Here is a 19,601-nt window from a genome sequence, read left to right as displayed (position 1 = left end):
TTATCCTTTCGCTTCAATTTTTGCCCAAGAGTCACGTAACGTAACAGTACGATTAAATACAATAGCATCAGATTCGCAATCACGACAGAAGTAGCCTTCACGTTCAAATTGAAAGCCAGCACCCTTCTCAGCCGATTCAAGAGAAGGTTCAAGCTGGGCTTCTTTTAATACAATCAAAGAGTCTTCATTAATAAAATCTAAAAAGGTTTTACCCTCATGGTTTGCATCCGGCGCCGACTCATTAAACAAACGGTCATATAAACGAACCTCAGCCGTTATCGCATGTTTAGCACTTACCCAATGAATAACGCCTTTTGGTTTATACCCTTCTGGATTCACTCCAAGTGTATTTTCATCATAGCGACATAATAATTCTACCACATCACCGTGTTCATCTTTTATACACTCATCACATGTAATAACATAACCACCGCGCAAACGAACTGCACTGTCTAAAGTCAAACGCTTCCATTTTTTGGGCGGCACCTCTGCGAAATCAGCCGCATCAATGTATAAGTTCTTTGAAAAAGGGACGTTTCGGGTACCAGCACTCTCATTTTTAGGATGATTATTAACCGTAAATATTTCTTCTTTATCTTCTGGGTAATTCGTTAAAGTAACCTTAATTGGGTTTAATACAGCCATAGCACGATTTGCATTTTGATCTAGGTCTTCTCGAATCGCATGCTCTAGCATACTCACATCGACAATACCGTCTGATTTAGTCACTCCAATACGCTCACAAAAATTTCGTATTGAGTTAGCGGTATAACCTCTTCTTCGTAGACCTGAAATAGTCGACATGCGAGGGTCATCCCATCCCTCTACGTGATTTTCATCAACCAATTGTTTCAATTTACGTTTACTTGTAACCGTGTAATTAAGGTTTAAACGCGCAAACTCAACTTGTTGAGGATGCACCGTACCCAAGGTATCTAAAACCCAATCATAAAGTGGTCTATGATCTTGAAATTCTAATGTACAAATCGAGTGGGTAATATTTTCCAATGCATCTGATAAACAATGAGTGAAGTCATACATTGGGTACACACACCACTTATCACCAGTTTGATGGTGATGAACATGGCGAATACGATAAATAATGGGGTCACGCATATTGATATTCGGACTTGCCATATCAATTTTCGCTCGTAAGACCATTTCTCCATCAGCAAAATCACCGTTTTTCATTTGCATAAATAACGCTAAATTTTCTGCAGCCGATTGGTCTCTATAAGGGCTATTTTTACCCGGTTCTTTCAGGGTGCCTCGATATTCACGCATTTGATCTGCGTTAAGTTTACAGACATACGCTTTTTCTAACTTTATCAACTCAACGGCAAAATCAAACAGTTGGTCGAAATAATTTGAGGCAAACTTCGGCTCATCATTCCATTGAAAACCCAACCATTGAACGTCTTTTTTGATTGAATTAATGTATTCCAAACTTTCTTTTTCTGGGTTGGTATCATCAAAGCGTAAATTACACTTACCATTGAAACGCTCTGCAATACCAAAATTCAAACATATAGATTTAGCATGACCAATGTGAAGGTAGCCGTTTGGCTCTGGAGGGAAGCGTGTCATGACATTGCCGCCATGCTTGCCCGATGCGTTATCTTTATCAATAATTTGAGTTATAAAGTTGCCTGGTTTTGAAGTCTCTGACATGTAAATGCGTGTCCCGATCTAAGTTCGTCTAACAAGATTGTCAATTTTACTATCTAGTATATCTGATTTAGGTTTTTTAGTAATAATACACGCTTAAAATATCTCTTAGGAGCGCAGAAATTTCACAACAAAAAAACAGTAACACCAATAACAATGGTTAATAGTTGGTTTTGTAACCAAACACCAATAAATTTTCCATCTACACATCTGCTCTTTCATATTATCCCGTTTTATTTCTGTTACAATTCGCCAAAATAAACGCCCAAAACACGATTAACACATCAAAAGCTGTCTTCAGAAAACGTCGACAATGCATCAGGAGTCAGAAATGCCCGAAAAAATAGTCGTTGTATACTCAGGAGGAATGGATTCCTTCACTGTGTTACACCATGCCATCAAAACAGGCGCCGACGTATTTGCCATTTCCTTTAATTATGGTCAAAAACATTCAAAAGAATTAAATGTCGCTCAAAAAGTGTGCGGTGATTTTTCCATACCTCACAAAGTAGTTGATATCAGTAGCATCAACTCATTAATGGCGGGGTCTTCTCTTACCAGTGACATTGATATTCCTGAAGGACATTATGAAAGCGACAACATGAAATCAACGGTCGTTCCAAATCGCAATATGGTTTTATTGTCTATGGCAATTGCCTATGCCGTTTCATTAGAAGCCAGCGCTGTCTATTATGGTGCTCATTCCGGAGATCATCATATATACCCAGATTGTCGTCCGGAATTTGTTCATGCTATGAACGCCGTTTCAAGAATTGCCAACTACGAACCTGTCGACATCGTAACACCTTATTTGAACAACACTAAAGGTGAAATACTCGCCGCGGGTTTGAAGATGGGATTGGATTATTCAGACACCTGGACATGCTATAACGGTAGAGAAAAAGCATGCGGTAAATGTGGTTCTTGTGTTGAGCGGTTAGAGGCATTTGACCAACAAGGAAAGCAAGACCCTATAGCATACGAATAACCAAACCAATTTTAGTTGATTAGTTTCTGTTCCACAGATTGCCTAATCCACCAGCTAAAGTTACTTACTGTTGTCTCGACTGTTTTCGAGTAACCTAAAGGCGTAACATGTACTCTATTAAAGAAGCTTTCTACTCCCTTCAAGGGGAAGGCGCGCACTCAGGCCGCCCATCAATATTTTGTCGTTTTACTGGATGCAATTTATGGTCTGGTAAAGAGTTACATAGACTTTCTTCAGACTGCCAATTCTGCGATACCGATTTTATCGGCACAAATGGTCAAAATGGCGGCAGATTTACAACCGCTGCAAACTTAGCCAATCATCTAAATGCATTATGGCCAGCACAACACAACCATAAATATGTCGTGTTCACTGGAGGAGAGCCCGCACTTCAGTTGGATAACGACTTAGTTGAGTCAATGCACTCATTTGGTTTTGAGGTCGCCATTGAAACGAATGGCACATTACCTATACCCGATAACATCGATTGGATCTGCGTAAGCCCCAAAACAGAACAACCTTTGAAAATTGATAGTGGAAATGAGCTTAAACTGGTGTATCCACAAAAACATTTATCTCCAGAACGTTTTGAATCCTTGAAATTTGACCACTTTTACTTGCAACCAATGGATCAAAGCCATTTACCTTTGGATAAAATTTCGCCAGAAAGCTCACAAAATTTAACTTTAGATTACTGTTTATGTAATCCACGGTGGCGTCTGAGCTTACAAACACATAAAATGCTCAACATTGATTAACGATATTTCAATTTTATATCATTTATTTGAACCAACCCTTTATAAGGAAACTTACTATGATCGTTCTACACACTAACTATGGCGATATAACCCTTGAGTTGAATTACGAAAAAGCGCCTAAGACAGCCAAGAACTTTGAACAGTATGTTGAGTCAGGTTTTTACAACGGTGTGATCTTTCACCGTGTTATCAATGGCTTTATGATCCAAGGTGGTGGATTTGAGCCTGGTATGACACAAAAAGAAACCAATGAAACGATTGAAAACGAAGCCGACAATGGCCTAACAAATGAAATTGGCACGGTTGCTATGGCTCGCACTATGGACCCACACTCAGCCTCTGCTCAGTTTTTCATTAATGTTGGCAACAACGGCTTCTTAAACCACAAGTCAAAAACAACGAATGGCTGGGGCTATGCTGTTTTTGGTAAAGTGACAGCGGGTATTGACGTTGTAAATAAGATCAAAGAAGTGGCTACAACATCCAAATCGGGTCACCAAGATGTGCCCGTTGAAGATGTTATTATTGAAAGTGCTGAGATTATTAAAGAGTAAAAAATGCATCGATATTTTATATCTGATTTGCATTTAAGTGACAAACGCCCGGATTTAATTCGGGCGTTTGTTTTATTAATTGAGCAAATTAACAAAACGGACAGACATCCTTCCGAACTGTATATATTGGGTGATTTTTACGAAGCATGGATCGGCGATGATTATAAACCAAACTGGAATAAAGACATTATAAAGGCACTGATCTCTTTGCAAACCAGTCACACTTCTTTATTTATAATGCACGGCAATAGAGACTTCTTATTAGGAAAGGAGTGGTTAGCAGAAACCGGTGCAACATTTTTAACCGAGCATTCCATTATTACACCCAATAGCAAGACGTCTATTTTACTGTCTCACGGTGATGAGTACTGCACTGAAGACTTAGAGTATCAGTCATTCAGAACTCAAGTGCGCCAGAAAGCATGGCAAGAACAGGTTTTATCGATGCCTCTTGAACAACGAATAAGCTTGGCAGAAAAGCTACGTAACGACAGTAAGAGCATGTCTTCAGATAAACACAATGACATTATGGATGTGACTGAGTCTGAAATAGCCAACAAATTAGAACAACACCAATGCCGTGTTTGCATTCATGGACACACTCATAAACCCTTTCTACATCATGAGAATCATTACGACAGGTTGGTCTTAGGGGACTGGGACCAAGAAGTCTGGGTTGCTGTATTGGATGATGACTCATTAACACAATACAAGACTCCAGCAAACTCAATAAATACATCATGTGATTGGGAGCTAACCTCTCTTCAATTAGCCCACCAACTTGCCGTCTAACAATCTCAGGCCAATTTTATCCCTGATGGAGATGGATGGCGCAGCACTGCATTTACATTTGTAAATGCAGTAAATCTTTTACCCAAATGGTTTCTTTTGCACTTCGTGCACGCTCATACTCTACCTTTCTATCATATAAGAAGGCAATGGCGCGAAAAAAAGCATTATTAACCAATACAGGCGTTAGCTCTTCTTTATAGGTCGATAACCAGTGACTTTGAGCACGATTCGTTAACACTTGATATAAATAGTCTAGCTCAAGAGACCCCTGATAAATTTCATCTAAGTTAACCGGTGGATCACTTTTGGAAATTTCTACTGCCAACCAAAACGTTACATCTGCAAGTTTATCTTTCATGATATTCTCCAGTTTCTTGCTCTTATACAAAAAAGTGTAGCAGCATTTTTTGAAGAATATAAAAATCTTTTTTAAAGAGACGTTAATTTCTCGGCTTGCTGTAAAATTAATGCTTAATTGGGTGGCCCACTATGCAAGCGGAACACTTCATCAGGCTCAAGGATTAATTTTTCTTCAATACGTCGAAATAAAGACACTCTTTCGGTAATGTCTTCTTCACTGTATTCTTGTGCTAAGGCTAGATAGTCTTCAAAATGCCTTGCTTCAGATTTCAACAATGATAAATAAAAAGCCGATAATTCATCGTCTAAATGCGGAGCTAAAGCGGCAAACCGTTCGCACGACCTCGCTTCAACAAAGGCGCCAACGATCAGCGTGTCTACCAGTCTAGCCGGTTCATGCGTACGAATTTGCTTGCGCAATCCATCAGCGTATCTTGCCGCTGCCAAATGTTGATAGGAAACCTGACGCTTTTTCATTAACTTATGAACCTGTTCAAAATGAATCAGCTCTTCTCTGGCTAAACGAGACATTTTATGCAATAAATTATCTCTCTCAACATAACGATACATTAAACTCATTGCCGTTGAAGCGGCTTTTTTTTCACAGTGAGCATGATCAATTAGCATAATTTCTTGATTTTCTAAGGCCCAGTGAACCCAAGCCTCAGGAGAAGGGCAAGGCAAAAAAGCCATTAATTCTGGATAAGACGATAACATTTCTCTACCTTTTTGCTTTAAAAACACGGATTATAGCAATTCTACAAAATTTTAAGTAACAACTATTTGATTTGGATACCATTTTGCCAATGAATCAGTTTTTTGACCCAAACAAATTATCTATAGGCGTAAAGGTTGGTCTTGAACTGGAACCTTACACACTAAATTACCCTTTAGGTAATACAAAGAGTTCATGGGTTGCCGATCAAGCTGGCCGCCCTTTTGTATTAAGATTTTTTGATCCCATGAAAGGTTCATCAGATGATTTTTTAGCGAACGCCAGAAAACATTTGAATTTAAAACACCCTTGCATTACGCCTAATTATCCCCCTTTTTATTCAACCCTTTGGGTTTTCAGTGCATCAGCGGTTTGTGGCGGTGAGAAACTTTATAGTTACTTAGGAAAGTACCCAGACGGAGCCCCCCTTAATGTTGTAATTAGTATTTTTGAAGGTATTGCCAAGGCGTTAGATCAATCTCATGCAAACAACCTATTCCATGGAACTCTAGATCTTAATCATATTCATGTTGTCAACGGGGTTGGCATTATGGTGGCATTTGGACACAACAACTGGTTAAAATCCATTTCTGAAGCAGACGCAGACCTACGTTTTATCGCGCCAGAATCTAAAGTGGAACCAAGAAAAGTCAATTCAAAAACAGATGCGTATTCCTTTATGAGACTTCTGTTCGCGTCTTTGTTGGGTGAGTCAAAAGTTTCTGATGATGGTTCCATTGACTTTCCATCATCACACGCATTTATAAACACTAAAGACTGGAAAACGATCTGTAACTGGTGCAGAACACCTGTAAAGCAAAGACCAAACAACCTCATTGACGTTATTCGCTTATTAAGAGCAAATCTGTATCAAGCCACTACCAACAAAAACCTTGATAGACGCCCATCTAAACAGATAAAAAAGCTCACAAAAAAACAAAAAATGGGTCTTGCTGGCGTGACATCGTCATTTATTATGGCCACTACGCTATTAATCGCTTTTTCTCCGCCTGATGAAATTGAGAAGAAGGACAAACAAAGCCTCCCTCTTCAATCTGTTACCAAGCAAACGGCTGAAGAGCGGTTTGAATCATTGCCAAAAACCATTCAAGATAATTTAGCCATAGGCAAAAAAGCGCCAGAAGTGACTAAAATTCACCCAAGCACTTTTGAAATGGGTGATCAGCAGAATATCGGGGATGATAATGAAAAGCCAATTCATACGGTCACTATTCCGACAGGGTTTTATATTAGTGCCTCTGAAGTAACCTTTGATCAATATGATTTATTTGCGCTATCAACCAATAGACCCCTGCCCTCTGATAATGGCTGGGGGCGAGGCAACCGCCCTGTCATTAATGTTAGCTGGCATGACGCAAAGTCGTACACCCAATGGCTTACGCAACAGACAGACGAAAACTATCGTCTTCCTACCGAGATTGAATGGGAGTATTCAGTAAGAGCTGGATCAAACACCTCTTTCTGGTATGGCAACGATGTCAATCCAGGTTATTCGGTTTGTGATGGCTGTGGCAGCCAGTGGGATGGAAAATCGACCGCCCCCGTTGGGAGTTTGCTGAGCAACCCTCTTGGTCTCTTTGATATGCATGGCAACGTTGCTGAATGGGTTGAAGACTGTTATCACGACGATTACACCGATGCACCAACGTCAAACACAATATGGAATTCAGGCCTCTGCGATAGTCGAGTAATACGAGGAGGTTCTTGGTTTGACATCCCTAGAGTAGGTAGAAGTGCCACCCGTTATCGGGCTGACCCTAATTTAAAAGCCAGTAATTGGGGATTCAGAGTTACAAGGGAGGTTAAAACCCCTTCAAACCTTTGATTTTAAATAAGAATAATTCTACTAAATGCCCCTTATTCTGAAATGTTATGACTAAGAAGCGTTTTTTATGAACATATTCCTATAAAATGGTAGTTATTAATTACAGGAGGCTTATTTAATTATAATAAAACCTCCCAAACATCGTATCTATTTAACGATTCAAATAGATGGATAATAATATAGGGGAATTAATTGTGTTAGAAGCATATCGTAAACACGTAGAAGAACGCGCTTTAGAAGGCATTCCACCAAAACCACTTGAAGCGGATCAAGTATCCGAACTTGTTGAACTGCTAAAAAATCCACCAGCAGGTGAAGACGAGTTTATTCTTGATCTTTTAAAGAATAGAATCCCAGCGGGTGTTGACCAAGCCGCCTATGTAAAAGCAGGATTTCTTTCCGCAATAACAACAGGAGAGGCAAACTCTCCTTTAATCTCTCCAGAATTAGCAACAGAACTACTTGGCACAATGTTAGGTGGTTATAATATTCAACCGCTTATTTCCTGCCTCGATAATGATGCTCTTGCCCCAATTGCTGTTAAAGCGTTGTCACATACTTTATTGGTCTTTGATGCATTTCATGATGTTGAAGAGAAAGCGAGTGCAGGCAATGAGCATGCAAAAGCAATTATTCAATCTTGGGCAGCAGGCGAATGGTTTACATCCAAACCAAAGCCAGCAGAAAAAATCACAGTCACTGTTTTTAAAGTAACTGGCGAAACCAATACTGATGACCTTTCACCCGCCCCTGATGCTTGGTCTCGTCCTGACATCCCGTTACACGCTAATGCCATGCTTAAAATGTCTCGTGAAGGGATTAACCCTGATGATGACGGCACAATTGGCCCAATCAAACAAATTGAAGCATTAAAAGAGACGGGCTTCCCTCTAGCCTATGTTGGTGATGTTGTTGGCACAGGGTCAAGCCGTAAATCTGCAACAAACTCTGTATTATGGCATATGGGGGATGATATCCCATTCATCCCAAATAAACGTGCTGGCGGTGTTTGTATTGGTAGTAAAATCGCTCCTATTTTCTTTAACACCATGGAAGATGCTGGTGCACTGCCAATCGAAATGGATGTTAATGATCTAGAAATGGGCGATGTAATTGACATTTTCACCTATGAAGGCGTCGTGAAAAAGCACGGTACTAATGAAGTGATTAGTACGTTTGAATTAAAAACGGAAGTATTACTAGATGAAGTTCGAGCTGGCGGTCGTATACCTCTAATCATTGGTCGTGGCTTAACCACAAAAGCACGCGAACTTCTTGGCCTTGGCCCTGTAGACTTATTTAAAACGCCAGGTGAAACCGCTGATACAGGCAAAGGCTATACTCTTGCTCAAAAAATGGTTGGTAAAGCCTGCGGTGTGGCCGGCGTTCGTCCTGGCACTTACTGTGAACCAAAAATGACGACGGTTGGTTCGCAAGATACGACTGGCCCAATGACTCGTGACGAATTAAAAGACCTGGCCTGCCTAGGTTTCTCTGCCGACTTAGTAATGCAATCGTTCTGTCACACGGCGGCTTACCCAAAACCTGTTGATGTTGTTACCCACCACACATTACCAGATTTCATTATGAATCGTGCGGGTGTTGCCCTTCGCCCAGGAGATGGCATCATTCACTCTTGGCTGAACCGCATGCTACTACCTGATACTGTAGGTACTGGTGGTGACTCTCATACGCGCTTCCCTCTTGGCATTTCTTTCCCTGCTGGCTCTGGTTTAGTAGCTTTTGCGGCCGCAACAGGTGTTATGCCACTTGATATGCCTGAATCTGTTTTAGTTCGCTTTAAAGGTGAAATGCAGCCCGGTATTACGTTACGTGACTTGGTTCATGCCATTCCTTACCAAGCCATCCAAGAAGGTCATTTGACTGTAGAGAAAAAAGGTAAGAAAAACGTTTTCTCTGGACGAATCCTTGAGATAGAAGGTTTAGAAAACCTAACAGCAGAACAAGCTTTCGAATTATCAGATGCATCAGCAGAACGCTCCGCTGCAGGTTGTACTATTAACCTTTCTGAAGAATCGGTTGCTGAATACCTGCGTTCCAATATTGTTATGTTACGTTGGATGATTGCTGAGGGTTACGGTGATCCACGTACTATTGAACGTCGAGCGAAAGCAATGGAAGAGTGGTTGGCTAACCCTCAGTTAATGCGTGCAGATGCAAATGCTGAATACCATACTATTATCGAAATTGACTTGAACACAATCAAAGAGCCTGTCCTTTGCGCACCAAACGATCCTGATGATGCTCGCTTATTGTCTGAAGTGCAAGGAACGAAAATTGATGAAGTATTCATCGGATCTTGTATGACGAATATCGGACACTTCCGTGCTGCAGGCAAGCTTCTTGATGCCGCAGGCAAGGTAGTACCAACGCGCTTATGGATTGCTCCACCAACAAAGATGGATGCACAGCAACTTACTGATGAAGGCTATTACAGCATCTTTGGTAAAGCAGGGGCACGCATGGAAATGCCTGGATGCTCACTGTGTATGGGTAACCAAGCACGCGTAGCTGAAAAGTCGACAGTTGTATCTACATCAACACGTAACTTCCCGAATCGTCTTGGTAATGGTGCTGATGTATACCTTGCATCTGCTGAGTTAGCTTCCGTTTCATCCCTTTTAGGAAAACTTCCAACAACGGAAGAATACTTAGAATATGCAAACAAAATCAACAGCATGTCTGCTGAAGTTTATTCATACTTAAACTTTGACAAGATGGGTGATTTTGTTAAGAAAGCGTCTTCTGTTATTGCTACAGATGCCACGGCTTAATAACTAAATCGCATTTGCTAAAACAAAAACCCCTCCCACGAGGGGTTTTTTTATCGGCTAAAATGTCTAGTCATATTTTCAATAGCATAAACGTCAAGCCAATCGTTTTTCTGCCACTCCCTTCTTAATGAGCTGCTGCTTAGCCGCTAAAATTGTATTGAGAAGATGAGCAGGAAAACTACGTTCTTTTTTATGCGCTAAACCAACCACTCGTTTTAACTTCACATCATTTAAAGGCCTTAAGCAGAGATCATTCCGACCACGAGAAGAATGCTCCGGAATTAATGAAATACCTAAGCCAGCCGCCACCAAATCCAATGCATATTCTTCTGTTTTAACTTCCGCTCTCACATCCGTTGTTAACTCCTGCTTTTGCATTAGGTAATTCCAAGATTCCAAAATATCGCATGAGGTACGTGAGATAAAAGGCTGCTTGTCGATTTGTCTAATTGAAATAGATGAAAAATCGGATAGCCAATGACCTATAGGCATAGCAATTACATAATCATCTTCCCATAAGGGGTAAAACACATCGTCTTCAGCCGCATAACGATTGCAGGTAAAACGCAAGTCTGCACTTTCCGATTCATTCACTAGCTTTAAGGCTAATCCCGGAACCTCATCTAGCATGGTTTTTATAACTTGGCTAATTAAAGCGCCAGACAAAAAAGGCGCCAATGAAATTGAAAGTGATAAAGGGGCGGGAGAATCAATAAACATACTTTTAATTGCCGATAAATCGCTCACCATCTTGCAAGCATACGGATACAAATGAGTGCCGCTGTCAGTAGGAGAAACACCTTTTGAATGCCGAACAAATAACTTAGTCGCTAAATCGTCTTCTAGTTGCGCCACTGTGGTCGATATGGATGGCTGTGCCACAAAACAACGCTTAGCGGCCGAACTTAAGCTTCGCTCCTCGTAAACAGCAATAAAATAACGCAAAGATCGAATATCCATGGTAGGTCCATTTTGGTGTCAAGGTTAAAATTATTTTCAATATACCTATAGATAATCCTCTACGCTATAGCTAAAACCTAGACCTCTAACAGAAAAACGGTATTTCTCATTCAAGTCATTAATCGTTACTGTTGAAAATAACTTATTACAAATCAATTAAAGAGGTCCCTATGTCATTAACATGCCTAGAAAAACTTGGTATCAACACACTTAAGCAAGATGATACTTATTTTAGCTTACTCACCGGTAACACATTAGCTTTAGGCAGTGGCAATGTATTTTCGGCTCATAGCCCGATCGATGGCACGAAACTATCAAGTTTTAAAAATGCTTCACCTGAGCAACTGGATACAGTGAACACAGAATTGAAAGAAGCCTTTAAAGTACTACGTACTATACCCGCCCCACGACGTGGTGAGCTGGTTCGCCGCATTGGTGATGAAGCACGAAAATATAAAAATGAGCTTGCTCAAGTTATTTCGCTTGAGGCGGGTAAAATTGTGCCTGAAGCGCTAGGAGAAGTTCAAGAATGGATTGATGTTTGTGACTTTGCGGTTGGCCAATCTCGCATGCTACATGGCTTATCCATTGTTTCTGAACGTCCAGGCCATAGAATGATGGAGCAATGGCAACCCCTTGGCCCTGTTGCTGTTATTACCGCATTTAACTTCCCAATGGCTGTATGGGCCTGGAATGCCATGCTTGGTTTAGTATGTGGTGACCCAATCTTACTTAAACCATCCGAAAAAGCCCCTTTGTGTGCTTTAGCCATGTATCAAATAGCGCAAAACGTAATCGCTGATATGCCTGATATTCCAAAAGCCGCTGTCTGTGTAATGATTGGCGATCGTGATCTAGGAGAAGCCATTGCAGCAAACGAAACTTTCCCTCTGGTATCCGCTACCGGATCAACCGCCATGGGGCGTTCAGTAGCTAAAACAGTGGCTGGTCGTTTAGGCCGCTCACTGCTAGAGCTTGGTGGCAACAATGCAATGATTGTTTCAGAAACAGCTGATCTTGAACTTGCCTTGCGAGCAATTGTATTCTCTGCCGCAGGCACGGCGGGTCAACGCTGCACAACCTTGCGCAGACTAATCACCCATGAAAGCATTGTGGATGGTCTAGTGGAACGTTTAGTCAAATCCTACAAATCCTTGCCTGTTGGCAACCCATTGGAAGCCGGTAATTTAGTCGGTCCATTAATTGATGAAAGTAGCTTCGCTCGCATGCAAGCCGCACTTGAAACTGCGAAGCAACAAGGTGGTACCGTTGTTTGTGGTGGAGAACGCGTTACTGAAGGCGTTCCAGCTGGTGGCTTTTATGTTAGACCTGCCATTGTTCGCATCGCACACGATGCACCAATTGTGCATCAAGAAACATTTGCACCAATAATGTATGTGTTAACTTACAGCACATTCGATCAAGCAATCGATATTCAAAATGAAGTGCCTCAAGGCTTATCATCCGCTGTCTTTACCGAGAGTATGCGTGAGGCCGAGTTATTTATGTCTCCTGCTGGTTCTGACTGCGGCATTGCCAATGTTAACATCGGTACTTCTGGAGCAGAAATTGGCGGCGCTTTCGGAGGCGAGAAAGAAACAGGTGGTGGTCGCGAATCTGGCTCAGATGCCTGGAGAAACTACATGCGCCGCACCACAAATACCGTAAATTATGGTGGTGATCTACCATTGGCTCAAGGTATTGTATTCGAATAATAAACATCTATGCTGCTCGACTAAGCACACCTTAGTCGAGCCCTACTCATTATTTTTTGCGATGGTCGCTACTGAGGTGGTCGTTATGCCTGAACTTTCATGTGATTCCTTATGGCGAGCTAGCGCTCCAGCCGCCCCCTTACTGTCACCTCTGGACGGTCATTTAGAGGTTGATGTTGTGATTGTAGGAGGCGGTTTTACAGGATTATCCGCTGCTCTTCATATGGCTAAATTAGGGATTTCTGTCGCTGTTATTGAAGCTCAAGAAATTGGTTTTGGTGGATCTGGTAGAAATGTTGGTTTAGCCAACGCTGGCCTTTGGTTAGAACCAGATCAACTCGACAAAACCATTGGGCTTGAGGCTGGCAAGAAACTTTACGACGCACTAGCGCTCGCTCCAGATTACGTTTACGGGTTAATTAAAGAGTATGACATTCAATGTGAAGCAACTCGTCATGGAACACTTCATGCCGGAGTAGGCAAAACAGGGTTAGCGCAACTAGAGCGTCGATATGAACAACTTAGTCGCCGTGGCGCACCAGTTCAGCTCCTAGACGCCTGCCAAGCTCAATCACGTATTGGATCTGATAAATTTAATTCCGCTTTATTTGATCCACGTGCTGGCACGATTCAGCCTTTAGCTTATGCAAGAGGGCTAGCTGAAGCCGCCATAAAAGAAGGCGCCAAGCTTTTTGACTATTCACCAGTCGATAGGATTGAGCCTATTGAAAACGGCTGGGCGGTTACCACCCAACAGGGTACAGTTCATGCCGAAAAAGTCATTTTAGCAACCAACGCCTACAGCGAACACGGCGTTAAAGAACAAGCACGTAAGTTCGTTCCAATTTTCTATTCTCAACTTGCGAGCAAACCTTTGACAGAGGCTGAGCTTGCGAGTATTTTACCGAATAAAGAAGGGGTTTGGGATACCTGTACGGTAATGAGCTCCTTTCGCCTTGATCAACAAGGACGTTTAGTTTTTGGCGGTATGGGTGGTGAAGGTGAAGTATTAAAGAACTGGGCAACACAACGGGTTAAAGAGATATTTCCAATACTCAATAAAGTTGAATGGAATTACTGCTGGACAGGTAAAATAGCCTACAGCGAAGACCATTTACCTCATTGCCAGCAGTTACAGAATGGCCTATTTAGTGTCGCAGGCTACAGTGGCCGAGGTATCGGGCCAGGCACTGTTGTTGGTGCTGAATTAGCGCAATGGTTTGCAGGCCAGATAGAGGACCTATCGATTCCGACAACATTACTGAGAAACATCCCCTTTCGAGAACTAAAGAGAATGTTTTATGAAGTCGGTGCACATACTTATCACCTTGGTCAGCAAACTCACGCATTAGACTAGCTAAAGACAAGCAAATAACCACCAATTAATAGAATATCGTCCGCATATTCTATTAATTTATCACCCTATAATACGAACCATCTTCATACTTCATCTTAGAGTAAAAATACATTTAACACATCAACAACAACATTCAAGACATTTCAATAATTAAATATTAAAGATAAAAGCTTTACTATTATTACTTAATGCAACCAAGCGAACAAACTCCATATATTACCCCAACCCCTTAAAGATTTTCTTGCAAACAAAAAAAACCCACTTTCAAAGTGGGTTTTTTAAATAACCTAACGTGCAAATCACACTAAATTTATAACACCATACGGCGTAAATCACTTAGTATAGAGTTCAGATAAGTCAGGAAACGACCTGCATCACCACCATTTACCGCCCTATGATCATAAGACAAACACAATGGCAACATGGTTCTAGGCTCAAAGTCTTTACCATTCCATCTAGGCTCAATATCGGCCTTAGATACGCCCAAGATACCAACTTCAGGACAGTTTACGATAGGTGTAAAACCCGTCCCTCCAATGGCGCCTAAGCTAGAAATAGTAAAACAACCACCTTGCATATCATTCGGCTTAAGCTGCTTATTTAGTGCTTTCTTAATAAGAGCATTAGCCTCTTCCGCTATCTGAATAACAGACTTCTTATCCGCATCACGCAAAACAGGAACCACCAAGCCAATAGGCGAGTCGACAGCAATACCGATATTTACGTAATGTTTCTGCACATAGCTTTCACCATCTGCCTTCAAGGAAACATTAAACGAAGGGTTTTCAACCAATGCTTGAGCAGCCGCTTTGATTAAGAAAGGAAGTGGCGTCAGTTTAATACCCTTCTTCTCCATCTCAGCTTTAAGCCCTTTGCGGAACGCTTCTAAGTCGGTGATATCCGCTTTGTCAAATTGAGTTACATGAGGTACAACCAAAGCATTACGGGACATGTTCTGAGCCGTAAGTTTTTGAATTTTACTCATTTTAATAACTTCAATTTCACCAAACTGACTAAAATCAACATCTGGTACTTGAGGAATGCCTGCACCAGAAGGTACAGCTTGTGTCGGCGTCGACACAGAGGCTTTAACCGCCTCTTTCACATAAGCATGCAAATCTTCTTTCAAGATACGACCACGAGGTCCCGTAGCTCGCACAAGAGTGAGATCAACACCAAGCTCACGCGCTAACATACGCACCGCAGGGCCGGCATGCACCTTTTTCGAAGGTGCCGACAAAACAGCAGAGTTTTTGCTAGCCACTGGAGCAGAAGATGGCGCGACTGACTTAACAGAGGAATCAGTCGATTCTGCTTTTGTAGGTGAAGCCTTGCTAGTAGATGGCAATGGAGCTGAAGCGCCCTCAACCTCTAACTCAAGAATCAAATCACCCTCAGAAACGGTGTCACCCTCTTTAACTGAAATTGACTTAACTACCCCAGATTTTGGCGCAGGTATTTCCATAGACGCCTTATCTGTTTCAAGCACAATAATTGAGTCGCCTTCAGCAACTTTGTCACCTATTGCAACAGCCACTTCAATGATATCAACATTGGTTGCCCCACCAATATCAGGCACATTAACAGACTCAACTCCGCCAGCCGTTTCGACAGGCGCAGCGGCCGATTCGGTCACTGGCTCAGGAGCAGAGACCGGCTCTTGAGGTGCCGATTCCATAGGCGTAGCGACAGCAGACGATGAAGAAATGATCATCATAGCACTGCCTTCTGACACCTTATCGCCTATTGAAATACTGATAGCACCTACTTTACCGCTAAAAGGGGCAGGTATATCCATTGAGGCCTTGTCAGTTTCAAGCACGATTATTGAATCGCCCTCTTCCACATCGTCACCTTCGGATACACAAATTTCAATAACCTCAACGTCTGTTGCCCCACCGATATCAGGAACAACAACTGATTGATTAGTCGCCGCTGAATTTGACACAGCCGGAGCAACAGCCGCCGCTTCGTTCTGCGCTGACACTTCAGGCTCAGCCAAAGGAGCCTCAGTTTTAGAGGGCTGCGCTTCTGCTCCTGAATCGCTTACTTCAAGTTCCAAAATAACAGAACCTTCAGAAACTTGGTCACCTTCTGAAATAGATATACTAGAGACTTTACCTGCCAACGGAGACGGAACATCCATTGACGCTTTATCTGTTTCTAATACAATAATAGGTTGATCAACCTCGATTATGTCACCAACGCTAACATTAATCTCGATTACATCGACATCGGCTGCACCACCAATATCAGGTACGCGAATGATTTCTGTACTCACGGAAATCTCCTTTGTCGTAAAGACGCATCAAATAAACAAAAAAACCACATCGACCTAAGCTATCTAGGTCGATGAACTATTAGTTGACTGACAATTAGCAAGTAACTGGATTAGGCTTTTCAGGGTCTAAACCAAACTTAACGATTGCTTGTGTTACAACAGATGCGTCAATATCTCCTTTGTCCGCCAGCGCCTTCAATGAAGACACAACGACCCAATAACGGTTAATTTCAAAGAAGTGACGTAGTTTTTCACGAGTATCACTGCGACCAAAGCCATCCGTGCCAAGGACATTATATGACCCTTTAACAAATGGGCGAATTTGATCAGCATACAGTTTCATATGATCTGTTGAAGCAATAACTGGACTTTCACCATTTAACATAGAAGCAACAAAAGACGTTTTTGCTTCTGCTTCTGGGTGCAACATATTCCAACGCTCAACATCCAAACCTTCACGACGAAGCTCATTGAAAGAAGTAACACTAAATACATCAGAATTAACACCATACTCATTCAATAAGATGTCGGCCGCCGCTTCTACTTCACGCAATATGACACCAGCACCAAGTAATTGAACGTGATTCTTATTGCCTTTTTTGGTATTTTCCTGAAGCCTATACATACCCTGGATAATATCGGATTCGACACCTTCAGGCATATCTTCATGCGTGTAATTTTCATTCATTACTGTTAAGTAATAGAAAACACTCTCTTTCTCTTGGTACATACGGCGCATACCGTCTTGCACAATAACCGCAACTTCATATGAGTAGGTTGGGTCATAAGAAACACAGTTTGGAATTGTGCCAGCAATGATATGAGAATGGCCGTCTTCATGCTGCAAACCTTCACCATTTAATGTAGTTCGCCCTGCTGTAGCACCAATCAAGAAACCACGCGCCTGAGAGTCACCTGCCGCCCAAGCCAAATCACCAATACGCTGGAAACCAAACATTGAGTAGTAAATGTACACAGGAATCATAGGGTAATTACTATTACTGTAAGAAGTCGCACAGGCTAACCAAGCCGACATCGCTCCCGCTTCGTTAATACCCTCTTGAAGTATTTGACCTTTCGCATCTTCTTTGTAATACATGATCTGAGTATGATCATGAGGTGTGTACTTTTGCCCTTCTGCTGAGTAAATACCCAACTGACGGAACATACCTTCCATACCAAAAGTTCGCGCTTCATCCGCTACAATAGGAATGACTCGGTGACCGATTTTTTTATCTTTTACAAGGGTATTAAGAACACGAACAAACGCCATTGTTGACGAAATTTCACGACCTTTCGTACCTTGTAACTGAGCTTTAAAGGTTTCAAGAGAAGGCACTTCTAATGCTTCACACTCACGACGCCTTACAGGAAAATCACCACCAAGTGCCGCACGACGACTCCTTAAATACTTCATCTCAGGACTGTCTTCAGCTGGACGATAGTAAGGAAGATCCTTCAACTCTTCATCAGAAATTGGAATGCCGAATTTGTCACGGAACATAGCCAATGACTCTTCATCCAATTTCTTGGTTTGGTGAGCCGTGTTTTGAGCTTCTGCGGCTTTGAACATGCCGTAACCTTTAACGGTTTGAGCAAGAACAACAGTTGGCTGACCTTTATGAGATGTTGCTTCTGCATAGGCGGCATAAACTTTATATGGATCATGCCCTCCACGGTTCAGGTTCATGATATCGTCATCAGACATATCTTTAACCATTTCCAAAAGCTCTGGATACTTACCAAAGAAATGTTTGCGCGTATAAGCACCACCATTTGCTTTGTAATTTTGCAACTCACCGTCACAAACTTCATCCATACGCTTTATCAGTAAGCCTTTGTCATCTTTTTCAAATAACGGATCCCAATGACGACCCCATAGGCATTTGACGACATTCCAGCCAGCACCACGAAACACGCCTTCAAGCTCTTGAACGATTTTACCATTACCACGCACAGGACCATCTAGACGCTGCAAATTACAGTTAATAACGAAAATCAAATTATCAAGCTTTTCACGTCCAGCTAAAGCAATAGCACCTAAGGATTCAGGCTCATCACATTCACCATCACCTAAAAACGCCCATACTTTACGGTCACCTTGATCAACCAAACCACGGCTATGTTGATACTTCATAACGTGTGCTTGGTAAATAGCTTGTAAAGGGCCAAGACCCATAGATACCGTCGGGAACTGCCAGTAATCAGGCATTAACCAAGGATGCGGATAAGAAGAAAGACCTTTACCATCGACTTCACGACGGAAGTTATCCAACTGCTCATCTGTTAAGCGTCCTTCTATGTAAGAACGAGCATAAATCCCAGGAGAAATGTGACCCTGAAAAAAGACCATATCACCGTCTTGTTTTTCTGTATTACCACGGAAAAAATGGTTAAAACCAATATCATATAGCGTCGCAGCTGATGAGAAACTGGTAATGTGTCCACCAAGTGTCGAATCAATACGGTTCGCTTTCATTACCATTGCCAATGCATTCCAACGAATAATAGAGCGAATTTTACGCTCCATAAATAAGTCGCCAGGTAGCGTTTTCTCATTGTGAGGCAAAATGGTATTGCGATAAGATGTCGTTATAGAAGCAGGCATCGGTGTACCGGCTTTAGCTGCTTCCTTTGTTAAACTTTCAAGAAGAAATTTTGCGCGTTCAGGACCTTCTTCTCGAAGGACAGACTCCAGTGCATCAAGCCACTCTTTTGTTTGAGTTGGATCGATATCTTCGAGTATATGCTGCTCCGTCATAGTGTTATAACCCCCGCCATAAGAACAGATTCTAAAATCCACATCGCTTGA

Annotated in this window: 14 protein-coding genes; 8 read left to right on the top strand and 6 right to left on the bottom strand. The window is 41.9% G+C overall.

What is annotated here, in order from left to right:
* Complete coding sequence (locus tag IEZ33_RS09135; protein ID WP_191603340.1) at window positions 1-1,671, bottom strand: glutamine--tRNA ligase/YqeY domain fusion protein; 1,671 nt, start codon at window positions 1,669-1,671, stop codon at window positions 1-3.
* A 328-nt stretch (window positions 1,672-1,999) separates the two neighbouring features.
* Here IEZ33_RS09135 and queC point away from each other — a divergent pair, with 328 nt between their 5' ends.
* The 4 genes from queC (at window position 2,000) to IEZ33_RS09115 (ending at window position 4,760) form a co-directional block, all read left to right on the top strand.
* A complete protein-coding gene (gene queC, locus IEZ33_RS09130; RefSeq protein ID WP_191603339.1) occupies window positions 2,000-2,656 on the top strand; it encodes a 7-cyano-7-deazaguanine synthase QueC in 657 nt (218 codons plus the stop codon).
* A gap of 107 nt (window positions 2,657-2,763) precedes the next feature.
* Window positions 2,764-3,414, top strand: coding sequence for a 7-carboxy-7-deazaguanine synthase (queE, locus tag IEZ33_RS09125; protein WP_191603338.1), 651 nt, complete (start codon window positions 2,764-2,766; stop codon window positions 3,412-3,414).
* Window positions 3,415-3,470: 56 nt separating this feature from the next.
* Window positions 3,471-3,968 carry a peptidylprolyl isomerase gene (locus tag IEZ33_RS09120; RefSeq protein WP_191603337.1) on the top strand — a complete coding sequence of 166 codons (498 nt, stop codon included), beginning with the start codon at window positions 3,471-3,473 and terminating at the stop codon, window positions 3,966-3,968.
* A 3-nt stretch (window positions 3,969-3,971) separates the two neighbouring features.
* Complete coding sequence (locus IEZ33_RS09115) at window positions 3,972-4,760, top strand: UDP-2,3-diacylglucosamine diphosphatase (protein ID WP_191603336.1); 789 nt, start codon at window positions 3,972-3,974, stop codon at window positions 4,758-4,760.
* 52 nt (window positions 4,761-4,812) lie between these two features.
* On the opposite strand, the gene IEZ33_RS09110 is transcribed toward IEZ33_RS09115, so the two are convergent.
* Window positions 4,813-5,118: a hypothetical protein gene (locus IEZ33_RS09110; RefSeq protein ID WP_191603335.1), complete on the bottom strand. Its 306-nt coding sequence runs from the start codon at window positions 5,116-5,118 to the stop codon at window positions 4,813-4,815.
* Window positions 5,119-5,231: 113 nt separating this feature from the next.
* The gene (locus IEZ33_RS09105; protein ID WP_191603334.1) at window positions 5,232-5,837 is read right to left on the bottom strand and encodes a MiaE family protein; all 606 of its coding nucleotides are present in this window, start codon (window positions 5,835-5,837) and stop codon (window positions 5,232-5,234) included.
* Between the two features lie 89 nt (window positions 5,838-5,926).
* Between IEZ33_RS09105 and IEZ33_RS09100 the strand changes: the two genes are divergently transcribed.
* The gene (locus tag IEZ33_RS09100; RefSeq protein ID WP_191603333.1) at window positions 5,927-7,681 is read left to right on the top strand and encodes a formylglycine-generating enzyme family protein; all 1,755 of its coding nucleotides are present in this window, start codon (window positions 5,927-5,929) and stop codon (window positions 7,679-7,681) included.
* 194 nt (window positions 7,682-7,875) lie between these two features.
* Complete coding sequence (gene acnB / locus IEZ33_RS09095; RefSeq protein ID WP_191603332.1) at window positions 7,876-10,476, top strand: bifunctional aconitate hydratase 2/2-methylisocitrate dehydratase; 2,601 nt, start codon at window positions 7,876-7,878, stop codon at window positions 10,474-10,476.
* A 93-nt stretch (window positions 10,477-10,569) separates the two neighbouring features.
* Here acnB and IEZ33_RS09090 read toward each other — a convergent pair whose 3' ends face one another.
* Window positions 10,570-11,436 carry a LysR family transcriptional regulator gene (locus IEZ33_RS09090; RefSeq protein WP_191603331.1) on the bottom strand — a complete coding sequence of 289 codons (867 nt, stop codon included), beginning with the start codon at window positions 11,434-11,436 and terminating at the stop codon, window positions 10,570-10,572.
* Window positions 11,437-11,606: 170 nt separating this feature from the next.
* Here IEZ33_RS09090 and amaB point away from each other — a divergent pair, with 170 nt between their 5' ends.
* Together amaB and IEZ33_RS09080 are read left to right on the top strand one after the other, a co-directional pair.
* Window positions 11,607-13,151 (top strand): L-piperidine-6-carboxylate dehydrogenase, encoded by a 1,545-nt coding sequence (gene amaB / locus IEZ33_RS09085; protein ID WP_191603330.1) that lies wholly within the window; start codon window positions 11,607-11,609, stop codon window positions 13,149-13,151.
* A gap of 85 nt (window positions 13,152-13,236) precedes the next feature.
* On the top strand, window positions 13,237-14,508 hold the full coding sequence (locus tag IEZ33_RS09080) for an NAD(P)/FAD-dependent oxidoreductase (protein WP_191603329.1): 1,272 nt from the start codon (window positions 13,237-13,239) through the stop codon (window positions 14,506-14,508).
* A 310-nt stretch (window positions 14,509-14,818) separates the two neighbouring features.
* Here the strand turns inward: IEZ33_RS09080 and aceF are convergent, their stop codons facing one another.
* Together aceF and aceE are read right to left on the bottom strand one after the other, a co-directional pair.
* The gene (gene aceF / locus IEZ33_RS09075) at window positions 14,819-16,789 is read right to left on the bottom strand and encodes a dihydrolipoyllysine-residue acetyltransferase (protein ID WP_191603328.1); all 1,971 of its coding nucleotides are present in this window, start codon (window positions 16,787-16,789) and stop codon (window positions 14,819-14,821) included.
* A gap of 94 nt (window positions 16,790-16,883) precedes the next feature.
* Window positions 16,884-19,550, bottom strand: a complete 2,667-nt coding sequence (gene aceE / locus IEZ33_RS09070) for a pyruvate dehydrogenase (acetyl-transferring), homodimeric type (RefSeq protein WP_191603327.1) — start codon at window positions 19,548-19,550, stop codon at window positions 16,884-16,886.
* Window positions 19,551-19,601: the final 51 nt, after the last annotated feature.

The organism is Marinomonas algicola (genome assembly GCF_014805825.1).
Classification (GTDB): Bacteria; Pseudomonadota; Gammaproteobacteria; order Pseudomonadales; family Marinomonadaceae; genus Marinomonas; species Marinomonas algicola.
Note: the sequence above shows the minus strand (reverse complement) of the source record. Positions and strands in the feature narration are given on the sequence as shown.